Annotated in this window: 16 protein-coding genes and 2 tRNA genes; 14 read left to right on the top strand and 4 right to left on the bottom strand. The window is 68.8% G+C overall.

Going from position 1 to position 18,434, the window contains the following annotated elements; all coding sequences use genetic code 11:
- The first annotated feature begins 46 nt into the window (after positions 1–46).
- The 9 genes from recF to ACIQ7Q_RS06235 all read left to right on the top strand — a co-directional run bounded on the left by recF (position 47) and on the right by ACIQ7Q_RS06235 (position 10,387).
- Entirely contained in the window at positions 47–1,174 is a 1,128-nt protein-coding gene (gene recF / locus ACIQ7Q_RS06195) for a DNA replication/repair protein RecF (RefSeq protein ID WP_403856821.1), read from the top strand.
- Positions 1,171–1,731, top strand: a complete 561-nt coding sequence (locus tag ACIQ7Q_RS06200; protein WP_403856824.1) for a DUF721 domain-containing protein — start codon at positions 1,171–1,173, stop codon at positions 1,729–1,731. The genes recF and ACIQ7Q_RS06200 overlap by 4 nt, the downstream gene beginning before the upstream one ends.
- 309 nt (positions 1,732–2,040) lie before the next feature.
- Positions 2,041–4,110, top strand: coding sequence for a DNA topoisomerase (ATP-hydrolyzing) subunit B (gene gyrB, locus ACIQ7Q_RS06205; RefSeq protein ID WP_403856827.1), 2,070 nt, complete (start codon positions 2,041–2,043; stop codon positions 4,108–4,110).
- Positions 4,111–4,151: 41 nt separating this feature from the next.
- On the top strand, positions 4,152–6,773 hold the full coding sequence (gene gyrA, locus ACIQ7Q_RS06210; protein WP_403856830.1) for a DNA gyrase subunit A: 2,622 nt from the start codon (positions 4,152–4,154) through the stop codon (positions 6,771–6,773).
- An 87-nt stretch (positions 6,774–6,860) separates the two neighbouring features.
- Positions 6,861–7,427 (top strand): DUF3566 domain-containing protein, encoded by a 567-nt coding sequence (locus ACIQ7Q_RS06215; RefSeq protein ID WP_403856833.1) that lies wholly within the window; start codon positions 6,861–6,863, stop codon positions 7,425–7,427.
- Between the two features lie 82 nt (positions 7,428–7,509).
- Positions 7,510–7,586 (top strand) — tRNA-Ile (locus ACIQ7Q_RS06220).
- Positions 7,587–8,327: 741 nt separating this feature from the next.
- A complete protein-coding gene (locus tag ACIQ7Q_RS06225; protein ID WP_003958712.1) occupies positions 8,328–8,462 on the top strand; it encodes a DLW-39 family protein in 135 nt (44 codons plus the stop codon).
- Between the two features lie 240 nt (positions 8,463–8,702).
- On the top strand, positions 8,703–8,951 hold the full coding sequence (locus ACIQ7Q_RS06230; protein ID WP_403856836.1) for a hypothetical protein: 249 nt from the start codon (positions 8,703–8,705) through the stop codon (positions 8,949–8,951).
- Positions 8,948–10,387: a hypothetical protein gene (locus tag ACIQ7Q_RS06235; protein ID WP_403856839.1), complete on the top strand. Its 1,440-nt coding sequence runs from the start codon at positions 8,948–8,950 to the stop codon at positions 10,385–10,387. The genes ACIQ7Q_RS06230 and ACIQ7Q_RS06235 overlap by 4 nt, the downstream gene beginning before the upstream one ends.
- Positions 10,388–10,454: 67 nt before the next feature.
- Here ACIQ7Q_RS06235 and ACIQ7Q_RS06240 read toward each other — a convergent pair whose 3' ends face one another.
- Both ACIQ7Q_RS06240 and ACIQ7Q_RS06245 read right to left on the bottom strand, forming a co-directional pair.
- Positions 10,455–11,813: a protein kinase gene (locus ACIQ7Q_RS06240; RefSeq protein ID WP_403856842.1), complete on the bottom strand. Its 1,359-nt coding sequence runs from the start codon at positions 11,811–11,813 to the stop codon at positions 10,455–10,457.
- Positions 11,814–11,858: 45 nt separating this feature from the next.
- A complete protein-coding gene (locus ACIQ7Q_RS06245; protein ID WP_403856844.1) occupies positions 11,859–12,407 on the bottom strand; it encodes a helix-turn-helix domain-containing protein in 549 nt (182 codons plus the stop codon).
- A 189-nt stretch (positions 12,408–12,596) separates the two neighbouring features.
- Here ACIQ7Q_RS06245 and ACIQ7Q_RS06250 point away from each other — a divergent pair.
- Positions 12,597–12,669: transfer RNA gene (locus tag ACIQ7Q_RS06250), tRNA-Ala, on the top strand.
- Between the two features lie 828 nt (positions 12,670–13,497).
- Positions 13,498–14,337, top strand: a complete 840-nt coding sequence (locus ACIQ7Q_RS06255) for a DUF6344 domain-containing protein (protein ID WP_403856847.1) — start codon at positions 13,498–13,500, stop codon at positions 14,335–14,337.
- Between the two features lie 55 nt (positions 14,338–14,392).
- Here the strand turns inward: ACIQ7Q_RS06255 and ACIQ7Q_RS06260 are convergent, their stop codons facing one another.
- On the bottom strand, positions 14,393–15,073 hold the full coding sequence (locus ACIQ7Q_RS06260) for a DUF5324 family protein (RefSeq protein ID WP_403856850.1): 681 nt from the start codon (positions 15,071–15,073) through the stop codon (positions 14,393–14,395).
- A 275-nt stretch (positions 15,074–15,348) separates the two neighbouring features.
- Here ACIQ7Q_RS06260 and ACIQ7Q_RS06265 point away from each other — a divergent pair, with 275 nt between their 5' ends.
- Positions 15,349–15,882 carry a peptidylprolyl isomerase gene (locus tag ACIQ7Q_RS06265; protein ID WP_403856853.1) on the top strand — a complete coding sequence of 178 codons (534 nt, stop codon included), beginning with the start codon at positions 15,349–15,351 and terminating at the stop codon, positions 15,880–15,882.
- 202 nt (positions 15,883–16,084) lie between these two features.
- Positions 16,085–16,987 carry a rhomboid family intramembrane serine protease gene (locus ACIQ7Q_RS06270; protein ID WP_403856856.1) on the top strand — a complete coding sequence of 301 codons (903 nt, stop codon included), beginning with the start codon at positions 16,085–16,087 and terminating at the stop codon, positions 16,985–16,987.
- Between the two features lie 271 nt (positions 16,988–17,258).
- Here the strand turns inward: ACIQ7Q_RS06270 and crgA are convergent, their stop codons facing one another.
- Positions 17,259–17,516 carry a cell division protein CrgA gene (gene crgA, locus ACIQ7Q_RS06275; RefSeq protein WP_403856859.1) on the bottom strand — a complete coding sequence of 86 codons (258 nt, stop codon included), beginning with the start codon at positions 17,514–17,516 and terminating at the stop codon, positions 17,259–17,261.
- Between the two features lie 140 nt (positions 17,517–17,656).
- Here crgA and ACIQ7Q_RS06280 point away from each other — a divergent pair, with 140 nt between their 5' ends.
- The gene (locus tag ACIQ7Q_RS06280) at positions 17,657–18,424 is read left to right on the top strand and encodes a DUF881 domain-containing protein (RefSeq protein ID WP_403856862.1); all 768 of its coding nucleotides are present in this window, start codon (positions 17,657–17,659) and stop codon (positions 18,422–18,424) included.
- Positions 18,425–18,434: the final 10 nt, after the last annotated feature.

Raw genomic sequence — 18,434 nt, forward strand, 5'->3', positions numbered from 1 at the left:
GTGCACCACGCCGCACAGCCATGCCGGGGGAAGGTCGGCGCACACCATGCACGTCACGCATCTGTCGCTGGCCGACTTCCGCTCGTACGCCCGGGTCGAGGTCCCTCTCGATCCGGGCGTCACCGTTTTCGTGGGGGCGAACGGGCAGGGCAAGACGAATCTCGTCGAGGCTGTCGGTTACCTGGCGACGCTGACCAGCCACCGGGTCTCCTCCGATGCTCCGTTGGTGCGGATGGGGGCCGACCGGGCGGTGATCCGGGCGGCCGTGACCCAGGGGGAGCGCTCGCAACTGGTGGAGCTCGAGCTGAACCCAGGCAGGGCGAATCGTGCCCGGATCAACAGGTCCTCGCAGGTCAGGCCGCGTGACGTCCTGGGGATAGTGCGTACGGTCCTGTTCGCGCCGGAGGATCTGGCGCTGGTGAAGGGCGACCCGGGCGAGCGCCGGCGCTTCCTCGACGAGCAGGTGACGGCGCGTTCCCCGCGGATGGCGGGTGTGCGCTCCGACTACGAGCGGGTGCTGAAACAGCGCAACACCCTGCTGAAGTCGGCGGCCATGGCCCGCCGCCACGGCGGACGGGGGATGGACCTGTCCACGCTCGACGTGTGGGACCAGCATCTGGCGCGGGCGGGTGCGGAGGTCCTGGCCCAGCGGCTGGACCTGATCGCCGCGCTGCAGCCGCTCGCCGACAAAGCGTACGAGGCGCTCGCCCCGGGAGGCGGCCCCGTCGCGCTGGAGTACCGTTCCTCCGCCGGTCCCACGGGCGAGGCGCACAGCCGCGAGGAGCTGTACGAGCAGTTGACGGCCGCGTTGGCCGAGGTGCGCAAGCAGGAGATCGAGCGTGGCGTGACCCTGGTCGGCCCGCACCGTGACGAGCTGGTTCTGAAGCTGGGGCAGCTGCCCGCGAAGGGGTACGCGAGCCATGGCGAGTCGTGGTCGTTCGCGTTGGCGCTGCGGCTGGCCTCGTACGACCTGCTGCGGGCAGAGGGCAATGAGCCGGTGCTGGTCCTCGACGACGTCTTCGCGGAACTGGACGCGCGGCGCCGTGAGCGGCTGGCCGAGATGGTCGCTCCGGGCGAGCAGGTGCTGGTGACCGCGGCCGTCGACGACGACGTGCCGGGAGTGCTGGCGGGCGCGCGGTTCACGGTCTTCGGCGGAACGGTGGAGCGGGTATGACCGGCGAGAACGCGAAGCGGCCGGCGGAGCCGGAGACCCCCAAGGTCGCGGAGTCGTCCGGTGTGGACCTGGCCCGGGTGGCGCTGCGCGCCGCGAAGGAGCAGGCCAAGGCCCGCGGCGCGGCCGCACAGCAGAAGAAGCAGGCCCGGCGGGGCGGCGGTCTGCGGTCCGGGGCCAGGGCGGACGGGCGTGATCCGCTGCCGCTGGGCTCTGCGATCAACCGGCTGATCACCGAGCGGGGCTGGGAGACGCCGGCCGCCGTGGGCGGTGTGATGGGCCGCTGGCCCCAGATCGTGGGCGAGGACCTGGCGAAGCACTGCGCACCGCTGCGGTACGACGAGGCACCCGACGAGCGGGTGCTCACGGTCCAGTGCGACTCGACGGCATGGGCGACGCAGCTGCGCCTGCTCGCCCCCCGCCTGGTGGCGCGCCTCAACGAGGACCTCGGCCACGGCACCGTCCGCGTGATCAAGGTGCTGGGGCCGGGGGGCCCGCAGCGCCGCTACGGTCCGCTGCGGGCGCCGGGCAGCACCGGCCCGGGCGACACGTACGGCTGAGGTTTCGCCGGGTGCGGGTGCCGTCTGCGACAGGAGGAACCGTCCGGTGCGAGTGAGGTGTCCCTCACGGTAGCGGGAGGTTGACAGCCCGAAGCGCTCAAAGCCCGTGTGAGCCTCTTGGAGCCCCTTCCCGGATATGGGGAGTCGGATGGTGACGGTTCAGGGCGGCACAGGCGGACTCAGCTACCGGCAAACCCCCATTAGTGTCTGCGATACCGGTAGACTGGTGCGCAGTCCCGCTTCTGTTGCGGGACACGACGATTAGATGCCGAACGACGCAGCCGCTCCCCGCCAGCCGGAGAACGGCTCGTGCTGTGCCAGAAAGGGCGCTTCGTGGCCGATTCCGGCAACCCCAACGAGAACACACTCTCCACCCCTGCCGGTGGGAACGGCGAGGTCACCGCCTCGTACGACGCCAGCGCGATCACCGTCCTCGAGGGTCTGGACGCGGTCCGCAAGCGCCCCGGCATGTACATCGGCTCGACCGGTGAGCGCGGTCTGCACCACCTCGTCCAAGAGGTCGTCGACAACTCGGTCGACGAGGCCATGGCCGGCCACGCCGACACGATCGATGTCACGATCCTCGCCGACGGCGGCGTACGGGTCGTCGACAACGGCCGAGGCATCCCGGTGGACATCGTCCCGTCCGAGAACAAGCCGGCCGTCGAGGTCGTCCTGACCGTGCTGCACGCGGGCGGAAAGTTCGGCGGCGGCGGTTACGCGGTTTCCGGCGGTCTGCACGGCGTCGGTGTCTCCGTCGTCAACGCGCTGTCCTCCAGGGTCGCGGTCGAGGTCAAGCGTGACGGCTACCGCTGGACGCAGGAATACAAGCTCGGCGTGCCCACCGCCCCGCTGGCGCAGAACGAGGAGACCACCGAGACCGGCACCACGGTCACGTTCTGGGCGGACGGTGACATCTTCGAGACGACGGAGTACTCCTTCGAGACGCTCTCGCGCCGCTTCCAGGAGATGGCCTTCCTCAACAAGGGCCTGACGCTGACGCTCACGGACGAGCGCGAGTCGGCCAAGGCCACCGCCGGCGCCGAGACGGGCGAGGCGCCGGAGGACATCGCGGAGCCGGCGCGCACGGTCAAGTACCACTACGAGGGCGGCATCGTCGACTTCGTGAAGTACCTGAACTCCCGCAAGGGCGAGCTCATCCACCCCACGGTCATCGACATCGAGGCCGAGGACAGGGAGCGGATGCTCTCCGTCGAGATCGCGATGCAGTGGAACTCGCAGTACACCGAGGGCGTGTACTCCTTCGCGAACACCATCCACACGCACGAGGGCGGTACGCACGAAGAGGGCTTCCGCTCCGCGCTGACGGGCCTGGTGAACCGGTACGCGCGCGAGAAGAAGCTGCTGCGCGAGAAGGACGACAACCTCTCGGGCGAGGACATCCGCGAGGGTCTCACCTCGATCATCTCGGTCAAGCTCGGCGAGCCGCAGTTCGAGGGTCAGACAAAGACCAAGCTGGGCAACACCGAAGCCAAGACCTTCGTGCAGAAGGTCGTCCACGAGAACCTCACCGACTGGTTCGACCGCAACCCCAACGAGGCCGCGGACATCATCCGCAAGGGCATCCAGGCGCAGACGGCACGCGTCGCGGCCCGCAAGGCGCGCGACCTGACGCGCCGCAAGGGCCTGCTGGAGTCCGCCTCCCTGCCGGGCAAGTTGAGCGACTGCCAGTCCAACGACCCGACGAAGTGCGAAATCTTCATCGTCGAGGGTGACTCCGCAGGTGGCTCGGCGAAGTCCGGCCGCAACCCGATGTACCAGGCCATCCTGCCGATCCGAGGCAAGATCCTGAACGTCGAGAAGGCGCGGATCGACAAGATCCTTCAGAACACCGAGGTGCAGGCGCTGATTTCGGCCTTCGGCACCGGTGTCCACGAGGACTTCGACATCGAGAAGCTCCGCTATCACAAGATCATCCTGATGGCGGACGCCGACGTCGACGGTCAGCACATCAACACGCTGCTGCTGACGTTCCTCTTCCGCTTCATGCGGCCGCTGGTCGAGGCGGGTCACGTCTTCCTCTCGCGCCCGCCGCTCTACAAGATCAAGTGGGGCCGGGACGACTTCGAGTACGCCTACTCGGACCGTGAGCGTGACGCTCTGGTCGAGCTGGGCAAGCGGAGCGGCAAGCGGATCAAGGAAGACTCGATCCAGCGCTTCAAGGGCCTCGGCGAGATGAACGCCGAGGAACTGCGCATCACCACCATGGACCAGGACCACCGAGTGCTCGGTCAGGTCACGCTGGACGACGCGGCCCAGGCGGACGACCTGTTCTCTGTGCTGATGGGTGAGGACGTGGAGGCGCGGCGCTCGTTCATCCAGCGCAACGCCAAGGACGTTCGTTTCCTCGACATCTGAGTCGGTCTCAGCTGACCGCACGAAAGGACTGAAGACCAGCAATGGCCGACGAGAACACCAAAGTGACGCCCGAAGAGGAGCCCATCGTTCCGGGGGTGGGCATGCGCGTGGAGCCCGTGGGGCTCGAGACCGAGATGCAGCGCTCGTACCTCGACTACGCGATGTCCGTCATCGTCTCGCGTGCGCTGCCCGACGTGCGGGACGGTCTGAAGCCCGTTCACCGCCGTGTGCTGTACGCGATGTACGACGGCGGCTACCGGCCCGAGAAGGGCTTCTACAAGTGCGCGCGCGTCGTCGGCGACGTCATGGGCACGTACCACCCGCACGGTGACTCCTCGATCTACGACGCCCTGGTGCGCCTCGCCCAGCCGTGGTCGATGCGCATGCCGCTGGTGGACTCCAACGGAAACTTCGGCTCTCCCGGCAACGACCCGGCTGCCGCCATGCGGTACACCGAGTGCAAGTTGATGCCGCTGTCCATGGAGATGCTCCGGGACATCGACGAGGAGACCGTCGACTTCCAGGACAACTACGACGGCCGCAACCAGGAGCCGACGGTCCTGCCGGCGCGTTTCCCGAACCTGCTGATCAACGGCAGTGCCGGTATCGCCGTCGGTATGGCCACCAACATCCCGCCGCACAACCTGCGCGAGGTCGCGGCCGGCGCCCAGTGGGCGCTGGAGCACCCCGAGGCCTCGCACGAGGAGCTCCTCGAGGCGCTGATCGAGCGGATCAAGGGCCCGGACTTCCCGACCGGCGCGCTGGTCGTGGGCCGCAAGGGAATCGAGGAGGCGTACCGCACCGGTCGCGGCTCCATCACGATGCGCGCGGTCGTCGAGGTCGAGGAGATCCAGAACCGCCAGTGCCTGGTGGTCACGGAGCTTCCGTACCAGACCAACCCTGACAACCTGGCGCAGAAGATCGCCGACCTGGTGAAGGACGGCAAGATCGGCGGCATCGCCGACGTCCGTGACGAGACCTCGTCGCGCACCGGTCAGCGCCTGGTGATCGTGCTGAAGCGCGACGCGGTCGCGAAGGTCGTGCTGAACAACCTCTACAAGCACACCGACCTTCAGACGAACTTCGGCGCCAACATGCTGGCGCTCGTCGACGGCGTGCCCCGCACCCTGTCGCTGGACGCGTTCATCCGCCACTGGGTGACGCACCAGATCGAGGTCATCGTCCGGCGCACCAAGTTCCGGCTGCGCAAGGCGGAGGAGCGCGCGCACATCCTGCGCGGTCTGCTCAAGGCGCTGGACGCGATCGACGAGGTCATCGCGCTGATCCGGCGCAGCGACACGGTCGACGTCGCGCGCGCGGGCCTGATGGGCCTGCTGGAGATCGACGAGATCCAGGCGAACGCCATCCTCGAGATGCAGCTGCGCCGGCTGGCCGCCCTGGAGCGCCAGAAGATCGTGCAGGAGCACGACGAGCTGCAGACGAAGATCAACGAGTACAACGCGATCCTCGCCTCGCCCGAGAAGCAGCGCGGCATCGTCAGCGAGGAACTGGCGGCGCTGGTCGAGAAGTTCGGCGACGACCGTCGCTCCAAGCTGGTGCCCTTCGACGGTGACATGTCCATCGAGGACCTCATCGCCGAGGAGGACATCGTCGTCACGATCACCCGTGGCGGCTATGTGAAGCGCACGAAGACCGACGACTACCGCTCGCAGAAGCGCGGCGGCAAGGGTGTGCGGGGCACGAAGCTGAAGGAAGACGACATCGTCGACCACTTCTTCGTCTCCACCACGCACCACTGGCTGCTGTTCTTCACCAACAAGGGCCGGGTCTACCGCGCCAAGGCCTACGAGCTGCCGGACGCCGGCCGGGACGCGCGTGGCCAGCACGTCGCCAACCTGCTGGCCTTCCAGCCGGACGAGCAGATCGCCGAGATCCTCGCGATCCGCGACTACGAGGCCGTGCCGTACCTGGTGCTCGCCACGAAGGCCGGTCTGGTGAAGAAGACGCCCCTCAAGGACTACGACTCCCCGCGTTCGGGCGGCGTCATCGCGATCAATCTCCGGGAGACCGAGAGCGGCGCCGATGACGAACTGATCGGCGCGGAGCTGGTGTCCGCCGAGGATGATCTGCTGCTCATCAGCAGGAAGGCGCAGTCGATCCGGTTCACCGCGACCGACGAGGCGCTGCGCCCGATGGGACGCGCGACGTCAGGCGTCAAGGGCATGAGTTTCCGAGAGGGCGACGAACTGCTCTCGATGAATGTCGTCCGGGCCGGTACGTTCGTGTTCACCGCCACCGACGGCGGGTACGCGAAGCGGACCGCTGTCGACGAGTACCGCGTCCAGGGCCGCGGCGGCCTCGGTATCAAGGCCGCCAAGATCGTGGAGGACCGTGGTTCGCTCGTGGGCGCGCTGGTGGTCGAGGAGTCCGACGAGATCCTCGCCATCACGCTCGGGGGCGGTGTGATTCGCACGCGAGTCAGCGAAGTCAGGGAGACGGGCCGTGACACCATGGGCGTCCAACTGATCAACCTGGGCAAGCGCGATGCCGTCGTCGGCATCGCTCGTAACGCCGAGGCCGGTCGCGAGGCGGAAGAGGTCGAGGCGGCCGTACCGGCCGACGCGACCGAAGAGGCCGGCGCGGAGACGGTCGAGGCGGCAGCCGAGGGCACACAGCCCTCGGCAGGGGAGCACGAGGAGTAAAGCGTGAGTGGAGCTACGGGCGCCGGATCATCCGCATCCGGAGCGAACGGTGCCCGTGGCCCTGCCGCGGACTCCCAGGGGGCCACAGTGACGGACACCCGGGGGCACCAGCCCTCGTATGACATGTATGGCGGCGAGCAGCCCGCCCGGCAGCAGGCCGGGCAGCCGTACCACCCGCCGCAGGCGTATCCCTCGCCGGACGGCACACACGGTGGCCAGGGGCCAGGACAGCAGGCGGGCGCCGCCGTGCGCCGGCCGCGCACAGGGGCCCGTACGACGCCGCGTACGCGCAAGGCGCGGCTGCGGGTGGCCAAGGCCGACCCGTGGTCGGTGATGAAGGTGAGCTTCCTGCTCTCCATCGCGCTGGGCGTGTGCACGGTCGTCGCGGCTGCCGTGCTCTGGATGGTCATGGACGCGATGGGCGTGTTCTCGACCGTCGGCGGCACGATCAGCGAGGCGACCGGCTCGAACGAGAGCAACGGCTTCGATCTCCAGTCGTTCCTGTCACTGCCGCGGGTCCTCATCTTCACCTCGGTCATCGCGGTGATCGATGTGGTCCTGGCCACAGCTCTGGCGACGCTCGGAGCCTTCATCTACAACCTCTCCGCCGGTTTCGTGGGCGGTGTCGAGCTCACGCTCGCCGAGGACGAGTAGCGCCGCTGCGGGGTCCGCGGATTCCGATTTTGGCGCTGCACCGCGTGTGCGCTAATCTTCAGAGGTCAGCGCGCAGCGCGGCGGGGCTATAGCTCAGTTGGTTAGAGCGCATCCCTGATAAGGATGAGGCCACAGGTTCAAATCCTGTTAGCCCCACCAGTGCAAAGGCCCCCAGCCGATTCCGGTTGGGGGCCTTTGACATTTCCGGCTGACATCTCCGGCCGGCATCAGCCCGAGGAGCGGATCCTCCAGAAGTCGGCCAGCATGGCCGCAGCTTGCGCTGGGTGATGGTTCCCCACCGTTGGGGCGTCGCTCGGCCATCAGGCAGCCTCTTCCAGGCGAGACGTGAGGAATGCGCGCAGGGCGTCCGCAGGGGTTCGGCGACTGCGGCCGATGGAGCCTCGAGGATCGGGGCCCACATCGGGCTTTGGAGGGCAGGTCCAGAGACTGCCCGAGTCGCGGGAAGCTCACGGGCCCCGACTACTCGGCGGACCGTTGCATCACGTCCCGCATCAGCCGGCGGCCCGCTCTCCAGTTCTGCACAGCGGGAGCGATGGTGATGGGCCCGACGCCGACCACGCCACCGAGTGACGCCGACCCGTGACGCGCTGTGCGTGACCGACCTGATGAGGATGAGGCCCCCAGGGTCACATCCTGTTGGCCCCACCAGTGCGAAGACCCCCGACCGGTTCCGGTGGGGGGTCTTCGTCATCTCCGGCCCGCAGGGACGTCAGGCCCGGACGGAGGGTTTCCGTCCGGGCCTGACGCTTTGCCCCTGGCCCGAGTTGGGGCGCGGCATGAGCGTGGGCCGGGCGAACGCAGGTCACCGATCGGTATCGGTCGGTGTGTATAGTCGGGCGCCAGAAGTCCTCATACGTCAAGGAAAGACGAGGTCGCGCGGTGAAGAAGCTTCTCCTGGTCGCACTGGCCGCCATCGGCGGGCTCCTCGTGTACCGCCAGATCCAGGCGGATCGCGCCGAGCAGGATCTGTGGACGGAGGCGACCGACTCCGTGCCCGCAGGTTCGGGTGTGTGAGACGCAGCGTTTCTTGGACATGAGCCCCGGTCGCGGAAGCGGCCGGGGCTTCGTGCTGCTCGGGGGCCTCTGCCGGGCAGGCCGTCGGGTGGCCGTTCCGCCGGACCGGTCGCCACTCGCTGTTGCGTGACCGTGACGCAATCCACGTGAGTTCACCCCAGCAAATGATCGGCTTGCGAGAGCAAATTCGTGGGTCTCCGGGAGGGGACACGGTAAACCGGGCCGCACCACGATGCCTCCGTGCTGGCCGTCGGCACGGACCAGCAGGGCGACAAGCAGACGGACAACAAGGGCGATTCACCCGCGCACGCAGACAACGGCGCGGCCTCCGGGGCAGGATGGTCCGGCACCACGATCGCCGCGGCGGCGGGCGCCGAAGCCGTATTGGTCACGGCTCTGGTCTTCTTCCTCGTACGACGCAGGATCGAGGCGGCGGGAGGCCCGTCCGGCTACCCGGCGGAATCGTCGACCACAAGGAGAAGTGCGTGAAGAGGCAGCGCGGCAGGGGCCGGGTGGCGCTGGCCGGGATGGCGGCGGTGTGCGTGGTGGCGGCGCTGCCCGGGCAGTCGTGGGCGGCGGGCGAACCCAGTCCGTACGTCTTCGACAGCGAGGCCAAGCCGGTCCAGGGCACGCCCGTCAACAGCAACGGCCCGGAACTGACGCCCGGTTCGACGTACAAGGACTCGATCAAGCCCGGCGAGAAGCGGTACTACCGCATCGACCTGGACGACAAGACCAACGCCTACGTATCGGCGGTGGCGGTTCCGGAGCCGGGCGCCAAGGTCTCCTACGCGGACCAGCTCGAGGTGAGCATCGAGGACAGCTCGGGAGGGGAGTGCAGCGACGGCGAGGCGAAGTTCGGTTCGGCGGCCTACGCCCGCCCGGTCGCCGACTACGCGAGCCGCAGGATCGAGAAGGACAGCAGCAGCTGCCAGGAGGCAGGAGCGTATTACGTGCTGCTGGAGCGGTCGAGCGAGACCACGTCCATACCCGGACCGTGGGACGTGGAGCTCCTCTACGTCTCCGAGCCGGGCCTGAAGTCCGCCGGGCCCACCGCCGCTCCCGAGAGCTGGCCCTCCGCCTCGCCCGCGGCACCGGCCGGCGGCCCGCAGACACGTCACGGGGGCACCAGCTTCCACGACTCCACCAGCCTCAAGCAGGGCGAGTGGAAGGACGAGATCAAGCCGGGGCAGACCCTCTTCTATCGGGTGCCGGTCGACTGGGGGCAGCAGATCTTCGCCGGTGCCGACCTCGCCAACAGCCCCAAGGGCGACGGTCTCAAGAGCGTCGGCAACGCCCTGGTGCTCGCCCTGTACAACCCGGCGAGAGGCTTTGTCGACGACGAGTCGAGCATGTACTACGACGGCAAGCAGAAGTCGATCTCGCTCGACCCGCTCCCGCCCGTGGTGTACGAGAACCGCTACGACTCCGACGACTCCTCCGGGGCCATGCGGTTCGCGGGCTGGTACTACCTCTCGGTCACCCTCAGCCCGGAGATCGCGGAGGCGTACGGGAAGGCCCCGATCCCGCTGACGCTGAGGGTGAACGTCAAGGGCGAACCGCAGGGGGCGCCCGCCTACGCGGGCCCGGCCGATGACTTCCGGGTCACCGAGGACGACCAGGCAGCCGCGGAGAGCGGCAAGAACGCCGAAGGGACGGCCAAGAGCGACACGATGGCAGTCGTCGCCGCCGCCGGGATCGGTGCGGGCACGGTGCTGTTGCTCGGGCTCGGTGCGTGGACGCTGCTGGCGCGGCGTCGGGTGCCGGCGGACGGCGAACCCGCCGCCTTCTCGATGCCGGGGCAGCGGCAGCCGCACGGGCCCGTCCAGACACCGGTTCAGACGCCGGGTCAGACGCCGGTTCAGCCGTCCGGCCAAGGGCCGGGGCACGGGTACGGGCAGTACGGGCCGCCGCCCGGACAGTAAATGCCCCGACAGTAAATGCCCGGGCCGTAACCGCCCGGCCCCGCAGCGGCCCGGCCGGGCCCGAGCGTCAGGTCTGGGTCAGCGCCCAGATTCCGACCGCGAAACACAGCACAGCCAAGAGCAGCACCGGGACCGCGACCTTCGGGGGCGGTCCCGGCCGCTTCTGCGCAGCGGGTCGGGGAACCTGCGAGGCCTGAGCGCTGTATGCCCGAGTGGAAGGTTGTCCGTACCGCGTCGGTGGCGGGTGGGGGGAAGCGAGATGCGCAGCGACAGGAGCCGCGGGAGCGCCGCCGGGAGTGGGAAGGGCGGGGGGCGTGGGGGCGCCGCTCGGCGTCGGGCTCGGCGTGGGGTCCGACAGGACCGGCGAGGGGGGCGGAGTGTGCGGTAGTGCGGCGTGCGGCAGCTGTGTGGCGTGCACGGTCTGTGCCGTGTGCGGCGGCTGCGTGGGCGGCTGCTGCGGTGGCGGGGCCAAATGGAAGCTGCCCGTCTCCGACGGCGGAGAGGGCTGCTGCGCGGGCGAAGACTGATCGCCGGTCTGCTGGGCGGTCTCCGGCCCGTTGGGGCCGAAATTGGCCGGGAGCGGGCCCAGTTGGTCGAAGATCTCGACGGGCTCCTCGTCCGGGGCCGGCTCGGGGAGCATCTCCACCGCGGCCGTGAGCGCCTTGCGCGCGCCGGTGGCGGTCCGGAACCGCACCTGCGGGTCCGGCTGCAGCAGGCCGGCGAGCACCTGCCAGAGCGGCTCGGGTATCCCCTGTGGGGCACCCGGCGTGCCGTGGTTGGCGAAGTGTTCGACCAGGGCCTGGGAGTCGGGCTTCCTGCCCTGGAGGAGATAGAGGGCGACGAGCCCGACGGCGAAGAGGTCCGCGGTGAAGTCCGGCTCCGCGCCGAGCATCTGCTCCGGCGCGAAGTAACCGGGCGTTCCCACCACGTAGTTCGTCTCGGTCAGCCGGGGCTCGCCCTTGCGCATGGAGATCCCGAAGTCGGAGACCCTGAGATGGGGCCGCCCCTTCCCGGTCGCCTCCATCAGGATGTTGGCCGGCTTGATGTCGCGGTGCACGACCCCCTCCGCGTGCACCGCGGCAAGTCCGGACAACAGCTGGTCGAGCAGGGCGCACACGAACCGCGGCGGCAGTGGCCCGTAGTCACCGATGACGTGGGCCAGCGAGCCACCGCTCACCAGGTCCATGGTGAACAGCACCTTGTCGTCGTCCGCGGCCCAGCTGGCCGGGGCGAGGACATGCGGGTGGTCGATCCGCAGCGCCTGCTCGCGCACGAAGCGGAGCAGGGTGTGCGCGTCGCTCTGCTGCAGAATCTTCGCCGCCACATAGCGGCGACGTCGGTGGTCCCAGGCGCGCCATACCGCGCCCACGCCACCGCGTCCGATCGGGTCGATCAGTTCGTAGCGACCAGCGAAGACCTCACCCATGGTGCTGCGCCAGCTCCCCGTTCCTCATGGAGGCGACTGCCTCGCTCAGCTCTGGTGCGACTCGAAGTGGGACACCGCGTCGGCCGTGCGCCCGGCACCGTACACCCGGAGGAACTCTGCCAGCTCCGGATGGGTCGGTGCGAGGGAGTCCGCGGCATCGATGATGTCCCCGGCCGCTGCGACGGAGCGGAGCAGGGACTGGATCTCACGCACCACGCGCCGGACCGTCGGTGCCCCCGAGGTGCCGGTCGACTGGCTGGCGCCGGTGAGGACGGAGCCGCCCTGCGACTTCTTGACCTCCTCCATCCGCGCAGTCGCCTCCACGGCGCTCACGCTGCCGTCGGCGACCTGGCCCGCCAACTCCTGAAGCGCCTGGACGCGTTGGACCACCGCCGGATTGCCGATCTTGGCGCGCTGGCCGCTCATCAGCTGGGACAGCATCGGAGCCGACAGACCGAGCACGCCGGCGAGCCGGGCCTGATTGAGTCCGAGGTCGTCGATGAGGCGACGGAAGAGGGCACCCAGGGGCTCTCCGTACCAGCTGCGCTGCAGTTCCCTGGCTCTTGCGGTTGTCTCCTGCTGCGCTGCGTCCATTGCGTCTCCCCATCGCTTCCCCAAGCGGCTTCGCTGCTGCGAACCTTGTGCTGCATCTTACGGAGCGTGTCCGGTCACGGGGAGTCCAGTCGGAACCCCAATGTTTTTGCAGGATCATGGGGGTGACCCGGTACTCTGGTGCACGGCGGTTGCCGGGGCGGGGTTCTCCTCGGCCGTCGTCGCCGTTCCGGGGCCTTAGCTCAGTTGGTAGAGCGCTGTCTTTGCATGGCAGATGTCAGGGGTTCGACTCCCCTAGGCTCCACAGTGTGAGAGGTCCTCTGACCGCCTTCGGTGGTCAGGGGACCTCTTCGCGTTTCCGGCGGCCTGGTCGACCGCCTGCCCGGCGGCCGGCTTTCCGGGGGTTGCACCATGCTGCACGAGCGGCTGCAGCAAGATGACACACGTCGGTCGAGTCCGCGGCCGCAGCCATGGATCGGCTGCGCGAACTGCGGTTGCTGAGGGCCGCGGAGGAAGAGAGCGGGCAAATCCTGTCGCCGGCGGATCCGGCGACCGCCGTCGACCGACTGGTGGATCTCTTCTGCGGAAGTCCCGGGGGTGCGCAGGAAGTGCCGGTAGATCGACTCCTCCAGTGCGGAGATCCTCAGGACGGACAGTTCGTTGACGGTTCGCTCCCCGGGTTTCTGTCGGTGTGCCTGGTCATCGGCGCACACGGCGACGGAGCTGATCGTCATGGGGGAGCAAAGTACGCACACGGCCCCCTGTAACTGTGTGAGCGGGCGCTGTCGAATCGGGCGCCTTCACCTCGACTCCTCCCCTGCACTGCGCCGTCACGGGGGTTCCGGCCCGGGCGCAGTGCGTCGGCGCGCGGGTGCGACGGCGGCCACGATGTGCGGGACGGGCCCCACTTCACCCCATTGACCTGCATATTCGCCGCTGGGGGAGAAGCCGGAACGGGCGCTGGACGCGGGAGGACGTATGCGCAAATCGGGGCCGTAGGGCCGGGGACTGGACCATCCGGGTGGTGTTCATCAGAAGAACTGCGCAGTGGCGGCGTCGCTCCCCCACTTCTCAAGATGCGTACACATCATGAGGAAGGTATGTAAAACGCTCAACCCGAAAGCGAGGGGTCATGGCCGCCTTGAAGGTCAGGAATCTGTGGACCGCGTTCATCACCGCGTTCTTTGCTCTGCTTGCCTCGGTGGGGCTCACCACCGCCGCCGCTGCCGCGACGCAGCCCGCCGTCCAGACGTCCGACGAGCCGGCCAACGCCGCTCGTCAGCAGGGCGTTCGCCCCACCGTCCCGGCGCAGACGAGGCGACCGAGTACACGATGGGCGCCGACGGCGCGCGCCCGCGCGCTGCCGCCCACGATGAAGCAGCGCATCAGCGCTGAGGCGCACGGTTCGTCGCCGGCCGTCCGGCACAAGCCCGCTCTCGACGCGAGCGCGGCCGAGATCGCCGCATACGCGAACGACGTCGCCGCCGGCGCAACTCCGGTCGGCCCCGCCTCCCCTGCCTCTGCCGCCTCCCCTGCCTCTGCCACCGCCCCGGCCTCAGCCGGCTCCGCCGCTGCCGCCGCCCCTGCGGCCCCTGTCCTGGATTCCGCCGCCGTATCAGACGGCGTCACACGGAACGACACCCCGCACGACGCTCCGCTCGGTTCCCCGACCGGCGTTCGGCCCGGCTCCGGCTCCCCGGCGGACGCTCAAGCGGGCTCCCCCACCAGCGGTTCGTCGCACGCCGGTTCGTCGTCCACGGTCTCGTCCGTCGCCAAGCCCGTCACCGCGTCCGTCGCCTCGATCGCCGTCTCCGACGCCTCGGTGGACGCTTCGGCCGGTTCTTCGGCCGGTTCTTCGGCCAGTGTCTCGGAGCTCTCGGCCGCTTCCTCCGCCGGCTCTCGAAGCGGCGTCACGGCCGGTTACCCCGCCGACGAAGAGCAGGGCCCGCACGCCGCACTCCTCGCAGCATGAGGCGCCGGGAGCGTTCTCCACTCCCGGCGCCCGAAGTCCGAAGGACGGAAGACCGTCAGGGACGGTCGTCGCGGTCCGCAGCCTCGGTCTCGTTCTGCTTCGCCTCCACCTCGGGGTCCAGCCCGGTCTGCTTGCTGCCGTCGACGGACGACAGCGGGGCACGGTCGGAAACCTCCGTGGCAGCGGGCGGTTCCACCAGCCAGTCGGGGTTGGCCTGCTTGTCCCACCACTTCCATGCGGCGAAAGCACCACCCGCCAGGACGCCCAGGACCGCGAGGCCCTTGGCGAGACGGCCGGCCTTGGACCGCCGCTCGTGCTTTCTCACAAGCTTCTGAATTTCCTTGGCCGTCACCTGACCGCGCAGAGCGGCCACAGCCGCGGCTGAACGAGACGCAGCCTCTTCCCGTACGGGCTGAGCAGCGGCCATCGCGTGCTCGACGCGCGGGACTGTGTAGTCGGCCGCCTGGCGGGCGGCCCTCCTGGCCTGCACCGCGGCGCGGCGCGCGGCCACATCGACTTTCGGCGGCACGTGGGGTGCGACACGACTGCCGTACTGAACACGGGCCGCGGTAGTGGCCTGCGAAACCTTCGGCGCAAGCCGTACGCGGGCCTCGTGCGCATAATGCGCGGCCTGGTCCTTGGCCGTGCCGGCGTAAGGCGCCACCACGTCCGCGGCGTGCAGCACGCTGTCCTTCGCCGTACCGGTCGCGGCGCGCACGCTGTCCATGCGGGTCACGGGATCCTCCTCCTCGGTGGCGTACTGAGGGCGATGGAAGTTCGTCCCCTGTTGGGGCACTGTTCCGCCTATCCACCCGGTTCGAAATCATGCCCGTTGAAAGCCGCCTCGGCATGTGGGGCGGGCATCCGGGTCATGTCGGGAGCTTGTGGACGACGATGCCACTGTTCCGCTCACAATGCGCCCGTACGACGACGACAGACTGCTTTTCTCCGTAGCCGGCTCTTCCGTGCAAGGATCGGGAACCGTCAGAGAAGACTTACGGAAGGCAGATCGTGGCCGAGCAGCTTTACGCCACCCTGAAGACCAACCGAGGCGACATCGAGATCCGGCTTCTGCCGAACCATGCGCCCAAGACGGTCAAGAACTTCGTCGAGCTCGCTCAGGGCGAGCGGGAGTGGACCCACCCGGCGACCGGCAAGAAGTCCACGGACAGGCTGTACGACGGCACGGTCTTCCACCGCGTGATCAGCGGCTTCATGATCCAGGGCGGCGACCCCCTGGGCAACGGCACGGGCGGCCCGGGTTACGAGTTCGAGGACGAGTTCCACCCGGACCTGGCCTTCGACAAGCCGTACCTGCTGGCCATGGCCAACGCCGGCCCGGGCACCAACGGCTCCCAGTTCTTCGTCACCGTGTCGCCGACCGCGTGGCTCACGCGCAAGCACACCATCTTCGGTGAGGTCTCGAACGAGGCCGGCAAGAAGGTCGTGGACGAGATCGCCGGCACGCAGACCAACCCGCGCACCGACCGCCCGCTCGACGAGGTCGTGATCGAGTCCGTTGTCGTGGAGACGCGCGAGGGCTGAGCTGCTCCGACTGATCCGCGAGGGCTGAGCTGCGCCGGCTGACTGCGAGGGCGGGTCCGCGACCCACGGGGGATCCGCGATCCGGGAGGGCCTGACCGGGGGCTCGCTCCCTGCCGGATCGGCCGAGGGGAAACTTTTCGCCCCGTCCGTCCGTAAGGATGGGCGGGGCGACGTTGCGACCCCAGATTGGTGAGGTGACCTCATGGACCAGGCGCCAGGCAGCCCGCAGGAGCCGCAGAACGCCCATGGTCTGCCCGGCTGCTACCGGCATCCGGGCCGTGAGACGGGCATCAGCTGCACCCGCTGCGAGCGGCCGATCTGCACGGAGTGCATGGTCGACGCGTCGGTCGGCTTCCAGTGCCCGGAGTGCGTACGGACCGGTTCCGGCACGGGCCACCATCCGAACGCCAGCCGGCCGCGGACGATCGCGGGCGGGGCCGTCGCCGCGGACCCGCACCTGGTGACGAAGATCCTCATCGGGATCAATCTGGCGGTCTTTCTGGCGGTCCTGGCGCTCGGGGACCAGCTCCTCAACCGGCTGACGCTCATCGCGGGCGCCTTCGACCCCGACCTGGGCGAGCTGGTGGGCGTGGCGGCCGAGGGTGAGTGGTACCGCCTGGTCACGTCGATGTTCCTGCACGAGGCGGTCTGGCACATCTTCTTCAACATGCTGCTGCTGTGGTGGCTCGGCGGGCCGCTGGAGCAGGCGCTGGGCCGGGTGCGTTATCTGGCCCTCTACCTGATCTCCGGGCTGGCCGGCAGTGCGCTGACCTATCTGATCGCCGCGCCCAACCAGGGGTCGCTGGGCGCCTCCGGCGCCATCTACGGCCTGCTCGGCGCGACCGTTGTCCTCATGCGCCGTATGCGGTACGACCTGCGACCGATCCTGGTGCTCCTGGCGATCAACCTCGTCATGACCTTCTGGTGGGAGGGCATCGCCTGGCAGGCGCACATCGGCGGTCTGATCGCCGGCGTGGTGCTCGCCTACGGGATGGTCCACGCGCCGCAGGGCAAGCGGCGGAACGCCGTGCAGTTCGCGGCCTGCGTGCTCGTGCTGCTGCTCGTCGCCGTCGTGTTGGTGGTCAGGACTGCTTCCCTCACGTGAGGCCGCGGGAGCGGAGGCGAGCTTTCCCCAGAGTTGTCCACAGAGTGTGGTGGATCTTGTGCATTCCGCGGGGAACAAGCGTACCCCTTGTCGCTGAGCTGGGTTTTCCCAGGAGTGACAAGGGGCGCATCGCTTCACCGACATGGACGACGCAGTCACATCGGCGTCAACGGCCGGAGAGTTATCCACAGATCGTCTGACCTTTTCCCCGGCCTGTGGAAAACCATGTGGACAACTCGGGGTACGGCCCGGGCGGCCGGCTGCGGAGCGGCTACTTCCACTGAGTGGAGACGCCGAAGCCCGCGGCGATGAAACCGAAGCCGGCGACGATGTTCCAGTTGCCGAAGCTCTTGATCGGAAGTTCGCCCTCGGTCACATAGAAAAGGACGATCCAGGCGAGACCGATCAGGAACAGTGCGAGCATCACCGGAGCGACCCAGCTGCGGTTGGTGAGCTTGATGTTCGCCGCCTGCCTTGCAGCCGGGGGTGGCGTGAAGTCGGCCTTCTTGCGGATACGTGACTTCGGCACGAGGGACTCTCCTGTCGATGCGCTGCGTGACCGCGCAGGGAACTGTGGCTGGCGCCGGGGATGGAGCCAGGGGGACCACTGCCGCCCCCGGGCGTCCGTTAGCGTAGTGCTTCCGCGGCGTCTAAGGAGATAAGGGTACGTTGAGCAATTCTGCCGACACCCCCCAAGGGTCCGTTCGCCGCTTCGCGTGGCGGCCGGTCCGGCTGCTCACGGCTGCCGTTTTCGCCCTGGCGGGCCTGATCTTCGTGACCAGCTTCAATACTGCCAAGGGTACGGACCTGCGCACCGACGACTCCCTGCTGAAGCTCTCCGACCTGATCAAGCAGCGCAGCGACAAGAACGGCGACCTCGAGGAGTCCACCGCCGCCGTACGCCGGGAGGTGGACGCGCTCGCGCAGCGCGACGACGACTCCACACAGGCGGAGGACGCGAAGCTGAAGGCGCTCGAGAAGTCCTCGGGCACAGAGCCGCTCAAAGGCTCGGCGCTGACCGTCACCCTCAACGACGCCCCGCCCGACGCCAGGGCTGCGCCCGGCTACCCCGAGCCGCAGGCCAACGACCTGGTCATCCACCAACAGGACCTGCAGGCCGTCGTCAACGCGCTGTGGCAGGGCGGTGCCAAGGGCATCCGCGTGATGGACCAGCGGCTGATCTCCACCAGCGCCGTGCGCTGCGTGGGCAACACCCTGATCCTGCAGGGCCGGGTCTACTCCCCGCCCTACAAGATCACCGCCGTCGGCGACCAGGAGGCGCTCACCAAGGCGCTCGCCCGGTCACCCGCCGTGAAGAACTACCAGCTGTACGTCGAGGCGTACGGCCTCGGCTGGAAAGTGGACGAGAACGAGGCGGTGACTCTCCCCGGCTACTCGGGCACAGTGGATCTCCACTACGCGAAGCCCGTCGGGTAGAGCTTGGGGG

This window comes from Streptomyces sp. NPDC096176 (assembly GCF_044763255.1).
Classification (GTDB): domain Bacteria; phylum Actinomycetota; class Actinomycetes; order Streptomycetales; family Streptomycetaceae; genus Streptomyces.

Coding starts and splice junctions, on each gene's coding strand:
- recF (WP_403856821.1), top strand. CDS start 47: ATGCACGTCACGCATCTGTCGCTGGCCGACTTCCGCTCGTACGCCCGG.
- ACIQ7Q_RS06200 (WP_403856824.1), top strand. CDS start 1,171: ATGACCGGCGAGAACGCGAAGCGGCCGGCGGAGCCGGAGACCCCCAAG.
- gyrA (WP_403856830.1), top strand. CDS start 4,152: ATGGCCGACGAGAACACCAAAGTGACGCCCGAAGAGGAGCCCATCGTT.
- ACIQ7Q_RS06240 (WP_403856842.1), bottom strand. CDS start 11,813: ATGGGTGAGGTCTTCGCTGGTCGCTACGAACTGATCGACCCGATCGGA.
- ACIQ7Q_RS06245 (WP_403856844.1), bottom strand. CDS start 12,407: ATGGACGCAGCGCAGCAGGAGACAACCGCAAGAGCCAGGGAACTGCAG.
- ACIQ7Q_RS06255 (WP_403856847.1), top strand. CDS start 13,498: ATGGCCGCCTTGAAGGTCAGGAATCTGTGGACCGCGTTCATCACCGCG.
- ACIQ7Q_RS06270 (WP_403856856.1), top strand. CDS start 16,085: ATGGACCAGGCGCCAGGCAGCCCGCAGGAGCCGCAGAACGCCCATGGT.